11 protein-coding genes are annotated in these 12,292 nt (G+C 39.7%); 2 read left to right on the forward strand and 9 right to left on the reverse strand.

Annotated features, from left to right (window positions below):
* Nucleotides 1-5: 5 nt before the first annotated feature.
* From NCCP133_RS12765 to NCCP133_RS12775, 3 genes are read right to left on the reverse strand one after another with little or no spacing between them, the layout of a single operon-like run.
* The gene (locus tag NCCP133_RS12765) at nt 6-200 is read right to left on the reverse strand and encodes a hypothetical protein (protein ID WP_264805513.1); all 195 of its coding nucleotides are present in this window, start codon (nt 198-200) and stop codon (nt 6-8) included.
* Nucleotides 167-937 (reverse strand): Cof-type HAD-IIB family hydrolase, encoded by a 771-nt coding sequence (locus NCCP133_RS12770; RefSeq protein ID WP_264805396.1) that lies wholly within the window; start codon nt 935-937, stop codon nt 167-169. The genes NCCP133_RS12765 and NCCP133_RS12770 overlap by 34 nt, the downstream gene beginning before the upstream one ends.
* 38 nt (nt 938-975) lie before the next feature.
* Nucleotides 976-1,869, reverse strand: coding sequence for a DMT family transporter (locus NCCP133_RS12775; protein ID WP_264805397.1), 894 nt, complete (start codon nt 1,867-1,869; stop codon nt 976-978).
* Nucleotides 1,870-2,449: 580 nt separating this feature from the next.
* Here NCCP133_RS12775 and NCCP133_RS12780 point away from each other — a divergent pair.
* Complete coding sequence (locus tag NCCP133_RS12780) at nt 2,450-2,662, forward strand: DNA-dependent RNA polymerase subunit epsilon (RefSeq protein ID WP_264805398.1); 213 nt, start codon at nt 2,450-2,452, stop codon at nt 2,660-2,662.
* A 3-nt stretch (nt 2,663-2,665) separates the two neighbouring features.
* Complete coding sequence (gene rnjA, locus NCCP133_RS12785; protein ID WP_264805399.1) at nt 2,666-4,333, forward strand: ribonuclease J1; 1,668 nt, start codon at nt 2,666-2,668, stop codon at nt 4,331-4,333.
* Between the two features lie 56 nt (nt 4,334-4,389).
* Here rnjA and NCCP133_RS12790 read toward each other — a convergent pair whose 3' ends face one another.
* The 6 genes from NCCP133_RS12790 to NCCP133_RS12815 all read right to left on the reverse strand — a co-directional run bounded on the left by NCCP133_RS12790 (nt 4,390) and on the right by NCCP133_RS12815 (nt 12,290).
* The gene (locus tag NCCP133_RS12790) at nt 4,390-5,049 is read right to left on the reverse strand and encodes a potassium channel family protein (RefSeq protein WP_264805400.1); all 660 of its coding nucleotides are present in this window, start codon (nt 5,047-5,049) and stop codon (nt 4,390-4,392) included.
* Between the two features lie 192 nt (nt 5,050-5,241).
* Complete coding sequence (locus NCCP133_RS12795) at nt 5,242-7,059, reverse strand: ABC transporter ATP-binding protein (RefSeq protein ID WP_264805401.1); 1,818 nt, start codon at nt 7,057-7,059, stop codon at nt 5,242-5,244.
* An 11-nt stretch (nt 7,060-7,070) separates the two neighbouring features.
* A complete protein-coding gene (locus NCCP133_RS12800) occupies nt 7,071-8,825 on the reverse strand; it encodes an ABC transporter ATP-binding protein (RefSeq protein WP_264805402.1) in 1,755 nt (584 codons plus the stop codon).
* Nucleotides 8,826-9,347: 522 nt separating this feature from the next.
* Complete coding sequence (locus tag NCCP133_RS12805) at nt 9,348-10,472, reverse strand: N-acetyldiaminopimelate deacetylase (protein WP_264805403.1); 1,125 nt, start codon at nt 10,470-10,472, stop codon at nt 9,348-9,350.
* A gap of 68 nt (nt 10,473-10,540) precedes the next feature.
* The gene (gene dapD, locus NCCP133_RS12810; protein ID WP_264805404.1) at nt 10,541-11,251 is read right to left on the reverse strand and encodes a 2,3,4,5-tetrahydropyridine-2,6-dicarboxylate N-acetyltransferase; all 711 of its coding nucleotides are present in this window, start codon (nt 11,249-11,251) and stop codon (nt 10,541-10,543) included.
* A 154-nt stretch (nt 11,252-11,405) separates the two neighbouring features.
* Nucleotides 11,406-12,290 carry a LysR family transcriptional regulator gene (locus NCCP133_RS12815; RefSeq protein ID WP_264805405.1) on the reverse strand — a complete coding sequence of 295 codons (885 nt, stop codon included), beginning with the start codon at nt 12,288-12,290 and terminating at the stop codon, nt 11,406-11,408.
* Between the last annotated feature and the right edge of the window lie 2 nt (nt 12,291-12,292).

Consider the following 12,292-nt stretch of genomic DNA (forward strand, 5'->3'; position numbering starts at 1 on the left):
GACGTTCAAAATTTTATACTCTCTAAAATAAAAGGAAAGCCTCTTTCTACTTTGGGCTTTCCTTTTATTAAATTTGCCTGATGATTTCCTGCAGGCACTGAGCCTTCCGCTCCATCAAAAAGCTTTACAAATGAAAATGAACACTGCCATTCAATACAGCCTTCTATTAAATTAATTGAAGATCTTTTAACCCCTTCCAAATCCCTTCTTCGTCAACTGATTCTGTTACACGGTCAGCTGCCTCTTTAACCACATCCGCAGCATTGCCCATAGCTACCCCGGTACCTACAGCATGTAGCATTTCAATATCATTCAATCCATCTCCAAAAGCATATACATCCTTCAATTCAAATCCAAGCCGCTCAATCATTTTTTTAATTCCTTCTGCTTTTGACCCTCCAGCAGGCAATACGTCTACGGAGTAAGGATGCCATCTGATAAATCCGAATTCAGGATATTCAGGAAAGTATATTTTTTCATCCTTTTCCTCACAAAAAAGCAGTGACTGATAAAGCTCCCTATCCATATAGAAATCCTTATCTTCTTCAGGATGAGGGAACTTCAGGCTTCCCATGCTTTTTTCAATATATTCATGATGAGGGACTGATGATTTCATCGTTTTCTCATTCATAAATACGAGAGGATGTCCATTAGCGTGAGCATGGTTATACAGTTTTTCGATTTCCGATGTTTTTAAAGGATTACGATAAATAGCTTCATTTTCAAAAACCACATACTGTCCATTAAAACTGACAAATGAATCAATATCCAATTCTTTACGAAGGCTTTCAAACATAAATGGCGCCCTGCCTGTAGCTATGGCTACAAATGTACCTTTCTTTTTCAGCTGATCTATCGCTTCTTTCGTACTATCAGGGAGCTTTTTATTGTGATCCAGAAGAGTCCCATCAATGTCAAAGAAAACAATTTTACGCATAAGTCTTCATACTTCCTTTCGTTCTAAATCATATTGCTTCATGCTGCAGCCTTTCTTCCTGTTTGCCTTTCTTTTTTTGAGGTAACATATACTCCTGCAAATATAATAATAAGCCCAACAATCATTGATAAATGGATTTGCTCATTAAGAAGCATGGCTCCCCATATGATTGCTGATGCAGGTACAATATAAGTGACCAATGAAGCAAATTCCGGACTTCCTTCCTTTACCAAATAATAATACAAAAGATAAGCAATGCCTGAACCAAAAGCCCCTAAACCAATCAGTGGAAGGAATATGTTCATCTCCATAAATTTGTATAATGGAGTAGACGATAGTAATCGCATTGCAAAAAAACTGATAATTGCAGCTGCTAAAAGCGTGAACAGTGATATATGCAGAGTTGAAACCTCTGCAAGATATTTTTTTGTAAGATGTGTCCCGGCTCCGTAGCAAAAAGCGGCACCTGACATTAAAAAGACACCGTAAGTATTGCCTGATAATAAATCTGCGGTGTGAAAATCAGATAAAATTAAAATTCCAATAAAACCAATGCCAATGCCGATCCACTGGTTTTTGCCCAGAACGGCAGCAAAAAAAAGGGAACCAATTAAGAGAGTCCAAATTGGTGTTGTTGCATTCAGAACGGATGCCATGCCTGAGGATATCATTGTTTCACTCACTGATATCAGCAGCCACGGCAATGCATTATTTAAAAAGCCCACCAGTATGAGTTTTTTTAAGGGAAGCCGCCGCCACGCAATTTTTTTGCTCTTAAATAGCACAATTAGGGCTAAAGGTGCAACTCCGAACAAACATCTTCCGAAAACAACTGCTGCTGGTTCTATTTCCTCCAGCAGAATCTTAATAAAAAGAAATGAAGTTCCCCAAATCAAGCTTAAAACCATTAAAGCCCCATATAGTTTCCCCATATGATCCACACCCTTTCATTACAGCAATAAAACACTAAACCCTTAAAGAGAAATTGTCAATTGGTTTCCATGTGTAAATCTGTCTCTTTAAATCAAATTTCCATTTTTACCCACGAGAAATTTTCATCTATCACCATATAATATAACTAAAAAATATCTTTGAAGAGAAAATTATTAATACAACTCTGTTTAAAACGCCCTTGCACCTTTACTTTGGACAAGGTTCGTTTAAAATAGAAAGTAAGGAGTTGATCCACTATGTTAAAGAAGCTGAGAAAGAAGCTCTTAAAACAGTGGAACGAAATGCTGCGAAAAAAGTCTATTGCCTGACAATTTTGAGCCCTTCAAACTTGCGAAGGGCTCCTTCCTTATTGTAAATTGGTTATCAGTACACTTTTTTACATAGTTTACGCTCCCCTCCACCTTATTCCAGCTTTAGCTGCTGTGGTAAACTGTGCAAAAGGAGAGACGCTAGAGCTTAAAAATCAAAGTTAATACTTGTCTTTCAGGAAAAAACATGTAATACATGTTATTATTTTATATAATAGATTAAGCGATATCGGATTAAGGAGAGATAGAAATGATTTTTAAAGTATATTATCAAGACTCTAAAACAGAAGTACCGGTCAGAGAAAAAACAAAAACGATTTTTGTCGAAGGAGATTCTGAAAGAGATGTCCGCAATAAGCTGGCTGACCGCCCTTTTAATATAGAGTTTGTAACCGCTGTGGAAAGCGAATTTTTAGAATATGAAAAACAAAATGAAGACTTTAAAGTATTGGAGATTGAATAATTTATGAAATTTGTAAAAAATGACCAAACAGCCGTTTTCGCATTAGGCGGCCTGGGAGAAATCGGAAAAAACACCTATGGAGTACAATTTCAGGATGAAATCATCCTAATTGATGCAGGAATTAAATTCCCGGAGGATGAACTGCTCGGAATTGATTATGTTATTCCTGATTACACCTATCTGGTAAAAAATGCTGATAAAATAAAAGGTTTATTTATTACTCACGGGCATGAAGATCATATCGGAGGGATTCCTTATCTTCTAAGAGAAGTGAATATCCCGGTGTACGGCGGTAAACTTGCACTCGGCCTGCTTAGGAACAAACTTGAAGAACATGGGCTTCTAAGGCAGACAGCCCTTCATGAAATAAAGGAAGATGACATTATAAAATTCAGAAAGACTTCTGTTACATTCTTCCGCACAACCCATAGTATCCCGGATTCATATGGGATCGTCGTAAAAACCCCTCCTGGACAAGTTGTCCATACGGGAGACTTTAAATTTGACTTCACCCCGGTCGGTGAACCAGCAAACCTAACAAAAATGGCGGAAATTGGAAAAGAAGGTGTTCTTTGTCTTCTTTCTGATAGTACAAACAGTGAAATCCCTGACTTTACAATGTCTGAACGCCGAGTAGGCGAAAGCATTCATGATATTTTCCGCAAAGTGGAAGGCAGGGTCATTTTTGCTACTTTCGCATCCAATATCCATCGCCTACAGCAGGTTACAGAAGCAGCCGTTTCAAATGGCAGGAAAATTGCTGTCTTTGGACGAAGCATGGAAGCAGCTATCAATATTGGGCAGGATTTAGGATACATCCAAGCTCCAAAGGATACTTTCATTGATTCTAACCAGATTAACCGTCTTCCGGCAAACCAGGTTACAATCCTTTGTACCGGGAGCCAGGGAGAACCGATGGCAGCATTGTCTAGAATTGCAAATGGAACACACCGTCAAATTCAGATAATCCCTGGTGATACAGTCGTATTCTCTTCTTCACCTATTCCAGGAAACACAATCAGTGTCAGCCGAACCATTGACAGACTTTCCCGCGCCGGAGCTGATGTCATCTATGGTAAGCTAAGCAATATTCATACATCTGGACACGGCGGCCAGGAAGAACAGAAGCTAATGCTCCGTTTAATCAAGCCAAAGTTCTTTATGGCGATTCATGGAGAATACAGAATGCAAAAAATGCACGCAAAATTGGCCGTTGACTGCGGGGTTGAAGAGGAAAACTGCTTTATCATGGACAATGGCGAAGTGCTAGCATTAAGTGAAGATTCAGCACAGGTAGCCGGTAAGATTCCTTCTGGTTCAGTGTATATTGATGGCAGCGGAATAGGCGATATTGGCAATATTGTCCTAAGAGACCGCCGAATTCTTTCTGAGGAAGGATTGGTTGTCGTTGTGGTCAGCATCAATATGAAAGACTTTAAAATTGCAGCCGGACCTGACTTGATTTCCCGCGGGTTCGTCTACATGAGGGAATCCGGAGATTTAATTAATGATGCCCAGGCTCTTATTACAAAGCACTTAAGCAGAGTAATGGAACGCAAAACCACGCAATGGTCTGAAATCAAAAATGAGATCACGGATACACTAGCTCCATTCCTTTATGAAAAAACCAAGCGCCGTCCAATGATACTGCCAATAATCATGGAAGTATAATAAAAAGGCTGTATCGCTCTTTTCGAGTGATACAGCCTTTTTGCGTAATGAAAGGACTAAGACATTACCTTCTTTTCAAACCTGTTGATATCCACATCAGCTCCGATGACGATTAGAATATCATCATATTGGATTTTTTCATTTGCCTGAGGGGATACAATAATCTCATTCTTTCTTTTTATTGCTACAATGTTAATTCCATACTTCGCACGGATATCGAGATCAATAATGCTGTGCCCTGCAAGCTTTTCATTCGCAACAATTTCAACAATACTGTGCTCATCTGAAAGCTCAAGATAATCAAGAACATTATTGGACACGATACTATGTGCAATTCTTTTGCCCATATCTCTTTCTGGATGGACCACATGATCTGCTCCTATTTTTCTTAATACTTTTTCATGATAATCATTCTGGGCCTTAACAGTTATCTTGTTGACCCCCAGCTCTTTTAAAATTAGAGTTGTCAGGATGGAGGCCTGAATATTATCTCCAATAGCAACTATAACATGGTCAAAATTCCTGATTCCAAGTCCCTTAATTACCGATTCATCAGTCGTATCGCCAACAACTGCATGCGAAGCAATTCTGGCAAATTCATTTACTCGATCCTCATTTGAGTCAATCGCCATTACTTCCATGCCTTCTTCAGCCAGCGCACGGCAGATACTTCCGCCAAAACGTCCAAGTCCAATAACAGCAAATTCTTTCTTCATTTAATATTCCTCCAACCCAGTTAGCAATATAGACAATAATAACATATTAGCATGTGCTGCAGGAATGCAAGAAACATCATAAGCTGAATGTCTTCAATAAAAATAGCTGTTCCACAAACCCAATGTCTTATTAAAATATAAAGAGCCTCCCAAAAAATGCTCGGTATAATAACTTACGCTATAACAAATATCTTAAATAGCTTCTAGCATGTTGAACTGTGCTTTTACCAGATGGTAATATTCCCCTTTAAGATTCATGAGCTGGTCATGATTTCCTTGTTCAAGTACACTCCCATGATCCAATACAAAGATTTGATCAGATTCGCGGATCGTAGAAAGTCTGTGTGCGATAATGATGGCTGTTCTGCCATTCAGAAGTTTCTTTAATGCTTCCTGGATTTTCACTTCTGTTTCAGTGTCTATGCTTGCTGTTGCTTCATCTAGAATCAGAATTCGCGGGTCTGCAAGCAAGGCTCTGGCAAATGAAAGAAGCTGCCTTTCTCCTACGGAAAGGATATTTCCTCGTTCTTCTACTTCCGTTTCATATCCCTTAGGCAGCTTTTCTATAAACCCGTGGGCACCTACTGCCTTAGCAGCATCCTTTACTTCTTCATCCGTAGCATTCGGTCTGCCGAAACGGATGTTATCAAAAATCGTTCCAGAAAAAATAAAGGTATCCTGCAGGACAACACTTATTTGATGGCGCAAACTGGATAAAGATACATCCTTCAAGTTGCGGCCGTCAATCTTTACAGCACCGCTAGTGGGATCATAAAATCGGCTGATTAAATTGGCAATCGTCGTTTTTCCTGACCCGGTATGCCCAACAAGTGCAACAGTCTGCCCCGCCTCCATCTCAAGACTAACTTTATTTAAGGCAGTCCTTTTCTCATCATAGGAAAAGACTACTTCCTCAAATTCAATATGGCCTTTTATATTCTGAAGTTTCATTGCGTTGCTTTTTTCGGAGACAATTGGTTTTTCATCAAGAAATTCAAAAATCCTTTCAGAAGAAGCCATTCCCATCAGCAGCTGGTTATATACCATCCCAAGCCTTGATATTGGTTCCCAAAACATGCCCAGATAAAAAGCAAATGAGACAAAAACACCAATGGTAATAGCCTCACTTTGGATTAAATGTGCACCATACCAAATTAAAACAGCTGTGCCTAGTGCATTTGTCAATTCGACAAGAGGTCTGAACATAGCATTTTTCTGTGAAGCTGACCGCCAGCTTTCAAAGCTTTCTGTATTCACTCCATCAAAGAATGCCATATTTTCTTTTTCCTGTGTAAAGGACTGAGTAATCCTAATTCCCTGAATGCTTTCATTTAAATGTGAATTCAGCTTTGATTGTTTTAAACGGACGGCTTGCCAAGATCTTCTGATATTTCTCCGAAGTGAGGTAGATATAAAAAACATGATTGGCATTATAACCATTATGGCCAATGTCAGTTCAGGGCTTAATGTAAATAAGATAATAAAGATGCCTGCAAGCATAATAAGATCCATCAGCAGGTTTATTACGCCATTCGTAAAGAGTTCCTGCAAGGAGTTAATGTCATTCATGATCCGGACTAATATCGATCCCGCCGAACGCTGGTCAAAGAATCGGTGTGAAAGTGTCTGTACATGCGTAAAAAGATGTTTCCGAAGGTCATAGATAACACTTTGTCCAAGCATGTTCATCCATTTAATCCGGAAATAGTTAGCTACATAAGACATGGTGTATAGTCCCGCAATTAGTGATACTAGGATGGCCAGGAACTGCCCATCCTTTTCAATTAACGCTTTATCAAGTGTATAGACACCTATTAAAATCGGAATAACCAGCCTAACACCTGTATTGATTAAAACCATAATGATTGACAGCGGCAGCAATTTTTTCCGGTATGGTTTCATATAACTGAATAGGCGCATCATTTGCTTCCAGTTGAATGGCTTCTCAATTACATCTTCAGTTGAATATTGAAACCTGTTTAAGACTTTTTCGTTTTTTTCCTTTTTCAAACTGGCACCTCCTAACCTGTATGTGATTGCAGAACCTTATCCCGGTCCTGATATTGAATATCGTAGATTCGCTGATATGGACCTTTATTTTTCAGAAGCATATCATGTGTGCCTCTTTCAGCTACAACTCCATTATCAAGTACTAGAATTTCATCTGCATGCTTTAAGGAAGAAATTCTGTGGGCAATAATAAAGGTTGTGCGGTTTGCCATTACTTCTTTCAATGCTTTTTGGATCCTGAATTCAGTTTCCATATCAACTGCGCTTGTAGCATCATCCAAAATTAGAATGCTAGGGTCGGTACATATCGCACGAGCGATTGCAATCCGCTGCTTCTGGCCGCCTGACAGGCCCATCCCTCTTTCCCCAAGAATGGTATCGTATTTGTCCGGAAGCTCCATGATAAAGTCATGTGCCTGGGCGTGTTTCGCTGCTTCCACAATTTCGTCCATGGAGGCATTTGGCATTCCAAATGCAATATTTGCTTTAATTGATGAAGAAAATAAAAATGACTCCTGCAGAACAAATCCAATGTTTCTTCTTAGCGACTGAAGAGAGTACTCATTTACGTTCACTCCATCAATCAGTACTTCGCCGCCAGCAGGCTCGTAAAACCTAGTCATCAGCTGTGTTAAGCTTGTCTTCCCTGATCCAGTTGAGCCTATTAGGCCAATTACCTTTCCTGGCTCTGCGTGAAAGGTAATATTGCTTAACGCATCCTTATCTTCTTTTGTGTATTTTAGCGTAACATTGCGAAATTCAACCTCACCCACCAAGCGCTCTGCAACTAAAGGATAATCTTTGCTTTCAATTTCATTGTCAGCTTCCAATATTTCAAGCAGCCGTTCGCCAGATGCCTTTGATTGAGAAAAGAGGTTTACAATGAATCCTAGATTCATAATTGGCCACATGATGTACCAGACAAGGCTATAGAAAGCAACAAGCTCTCCCGGCTTTAAACTTCCCTCCATTACCAGAAATCCGCCGTATGCCAGCAATAATACGACACTTAAATTACCCAAAAACTCCATTAACGGGAAATACTTAGCCCATATGTCCGAAGTGAAAAGATATTTGTCCTTGTAATCGCTATTAGAATCGTTAAATTTATTAATCTCATAATCTTCCCGTGATAATGATTTAACTGTATTGATGCCGCTTATATTTTCCTGGACTTTTGTATTCAGGCGCCCAAATGACTTGCGGATGCTCCGGAAAGCCGGGTGAACAGCCTTATCAAACTTGAATGTGACAACCGCCAGGAACGGCAAGGTGATAAGAGTTACGATTGTTAGCGGGATAGAATAGAAGAACATAACCGAAATGCTTATCAAAATTAATAAAACGAAACGGATTAGTTCTGAAAAACCAAAGGAAAGAAAAAAACGAAACCCTTCTACATCAGCTGTTAAACGAGACATCAAGTCACCCGTTTTGGCGTTGTCATAATACCTGAACGACAATAATTGAAGCTTCTCATAAAGAGCATTCCTTAGCCTATAAACTGATGTAATGCCAAATAAATCACCAGTATATTGATGGATATAGGTTGCTGCACCCTTTATTGCCATAATGCCAATAAACCCTAAAGCCAAATAAGGAATCCATCCATATTGTCCTCCAATGATAACCTCGTCAATTGTCACCTGCAGAATCATGGGATACACAACGGTTATCGCTGTTACCACAAACAAAAATAAAATGGACCATAAAAAGTAATGTTTATATGGCCAGTAGTACTGCTTTAATTTTTTAAATGTTTCCAACTGCATCCCCCTCAACTTGTGGAAAATTTAGAAAAATCAGAACGTACTATTAAATATATCGGGTTTCGAAGTATATTTCCACCCTTTTTTGTGTGATTTTTCCACTTTTTTTATTATTGGCATCCTATTGAGTTTATTCTTTGTGGTTCTCAAAAATATGACCCTTTAATAAAATTGGAGATTAAGTTACAACCTACAACCCGAAGAAAGTCAGGCAATTGTCGAAGGGCCTAATGTAAGTACAGACATTAGGTTAAAACGGAAAATATGGAGCGATGGGCTGCTTAGAAAAGCCCTCAAAGAAGCTCTTGATGCTAATGGCATTTAGATTCCATTCCCTCATCAGATCCTCATTCAGAAATAAGCAGGCACTGAGCGGGAAAAAAGGTAAATTTTGTAAAAAATAAAGCTGAATGCAGGGCCCTTTTCAAAAAGGCAGTGCAATCAGCTTTTTAATAAATTCCTTCATTTAACCATTTTTCTTAAAGAAAAAAATAGCTGCCAAAAAGCAGGCATCCTTCATTAACCTTTATATTTTAAATACGCTGCAATGAAATCAATTGCTTTTTCGATTGCCGTTTCATCTGGATTCAATTTGGCATGGTGAAGTCCATATTCAGATTCCACTCCCAGCCAAAACATAAAGCCGGGTATTTTTTCGAGCATATAGCCAAAATCTTCACCCGTCATTGCTTCCCGGCATTCAACTACATTCATCTCTGTATTGGAACGGGCAAACTCCATGAATTCTCTCGTTAACGTTTCTTCGTTGTATACCTGGTGATACATGCTCCCAAAATCGGTTAAAGCCTCACATTCAAATCCAACTTCTACTCCTCTTACAAGCGCCTTAACCCGGCTTTTTACTTTTTTCATAGATTCAGGAGAAAGCGTCCGGATCGTTCCCTCAAGCCTTGCTTTTTCAGCAATAATATTTTGTACAGTACCTCCAGTTATTTTTCCAATCGTAATAACAGCACTGTCGAGCGGGTCGACATTTCTTGAAACAACGGACTGCAGCTGGCTGACCAATGCGCAGGCCGCAACCACCATATCGTTGGTGTTGTGCGGGTATGCAGCATGGCCGCCTTTTCCTTTTAAATCGATGAACAATTCGGAGGTGTTGGCGAACAGCAGGCCTTCCCGTAAAGCAATCGTTCCGACAGGATACTCAGGAGCAATATGAAGAGCTATAATCATATCAGGCTTCCATTCTTGCATAATGTCCGATTTTAGCATTGGTTCAGCTCCACCGGGACCCTCTTCTGCAGGCTGGAAAATGAACAGTAAATCATCATTGATTCGTTCTTTCACAAATCTGGTGATCAGCCCCAAGGCAATCGTCATATGCAAGTCATGTCCGCAGGCATGCATTTGATCCTTATGCTCTGACTTAAATGGCAAACCTGTTTCTTCAACTATTGGCAGTCCATCCATGTCAGCTCTGTAACCAATCATCTTGGAAGGATTATTCCCATTGATTTTTACGAAAATCCCTGTTTTCCATGTTTTTATCTCGAGATTTTCCTGCGGCAGTGAATCTATGTAATTTAACAAAAACTGCTGTGTTTTGTATTCTTGAAATCCAATTTCAGGAATTTTATGAAGTTCTCTACGGATATCAATTAAAGCATTTGTCCCACTCATGGGCATTTTCCCCTTTCTGTCTATTTAGAAAAAGCGCGGATATAATCCACGCTTTAGTTTAATTGCAATTATAGCTGACGAAGTTCCTGCTTAATTTCTGTTTTGGATTTTGTTTTCTCATCGATTTCTTTTATCACGCGTGCCGGAGTGCCTGCAACAACAGTATAAGGAGGAACATCGTCAATGACGATTGCGCCAGCAGCAACAACAGCGCCCTTACCTACTGTTACACCTTCAAGAACCACAGCATTAGCACCGATGACAACATCATCCTCAACAACAACCGGTTTAGCTGAAGGAGGCTCGATAACTCCTGCCAATACAGTTCCAGCACCAATGTGGCAGTTTTTTCCGACAGTTGCTCTGCCGCCAAGGACAACGTTCATATCGATCATGGTGCCTTCACCGATAACGGACCCAATATTAATGGAAGCACCCATCATGATAACTGCATTATCGCCGATCTCAACCTGGTCACGGATAATAGCACCCGGTTCAATGCGCGCTTTAATATTTTTCATATCAAGCAAAGGAATCGCAGAGTTTCTGCGGTCGTTTTCAATCACATAATCTTCAATTTTTGACTGGCTGGATTCGATAGCCTGGCTAATTTCAGCCCATTCACCAAATACAACCCCAGTATTGCCGTTTAAAAAAGTTTTAGCTGAAGGCCCGAAGTCGATCCCTTCTAAATCTCCTTTTACATAAACCTTTACAGGTGTTGACTTTGTGCTGTTTTGGATAAATGAAATAATTTCGTTTGCATCCATCATTTTCATATTAAAAGTCCTCCTCTATGTATAACTTTGCAACTAGAATTACTTTAACAAACAAAAGCATTGAAAACAAGAATTATCACATGGAATTTAACGTTTAATCAATCATGCCGCTTTCGCTATATCCCTATATTTTCCAGGCAGCAGAAAGCAACCTTCATTGCCTTTCTTCTTCAATATGCTCTTTTATTAATTCAGCAAAAGCCTGTACCTGTTTAAGCTGAAAAGCAGTCTCATAGCCAAGCAGCCAAGTATCGCGCTTTATAGGCATGTTATGCTCATCCAGAAGCGGTATCTTAAAAATATTTTTTTCTGCACCATTCAGGGTAATGGCCGGAAGAATAGCGTACCCAATCCCATTGAAAGTCATCTGTTTGCATGTCTCGATTTGATCTACCACAATGGTCCTTTTAGGCGAAGTCTTAAATTGCCTTAGCCACCAGTCCTGAATTTCCTGGTAATAATTTGAATCACTTTTAAATTGAATGAATGGACGATCCGTTTCAAGAACCTGTTCAGGCCTTGTAATCTCCGTATCTACAAGATAGAGACTATCTTTAAAAAGGGGAATCTTTACCCCTTTCCAGTCAGGGGTACCCCGAATAATTCCTATATGCACTTGGTCATCATAGAGAGATTTTAATATTTCACTGCTCCAGCCAGTAATCAGAGAAATTTTTGCTTGCGGATACCGGCTTACAAATTTTTTTAGCACTTGAGGCAGCCAGTTCTGTCCTACAATGGAAGCTACCGCTATTTTTAGAGTCCCATGCACTTCTGAATTTAAGGCAGTGATCGACTCCCTCACTTTTTCCTCCTTCACCAGCACTTCGTTAACGAAGTGGATGACAAGTTCACCTGCTGGTGTCAGAGACAAGCCTTTCTGAGAACGGATGAAAAGCCTGCTCCCCCACTCTTTCTCAATATTCACAAGGCGCTGGGATAATGCCGGCTGAGACACAAATAATCTTTCAGCCGCTTTTCTCATATTCATTTCCTGAGCCAATACAGATAGAAGATGGAATTCCGTAAGTGAAGACATCG

Origin of the sequence: Cytobacillus sp. NCCP-133, from assembly GCF_026011715.1 — a bacterium.
In the GTDB taxonomy this organism is placed as follows: domain Bacteria; phylum Bacillota; class Bacilli; order Bacillales; family Cytobacillaceae; genus Cytobacillus.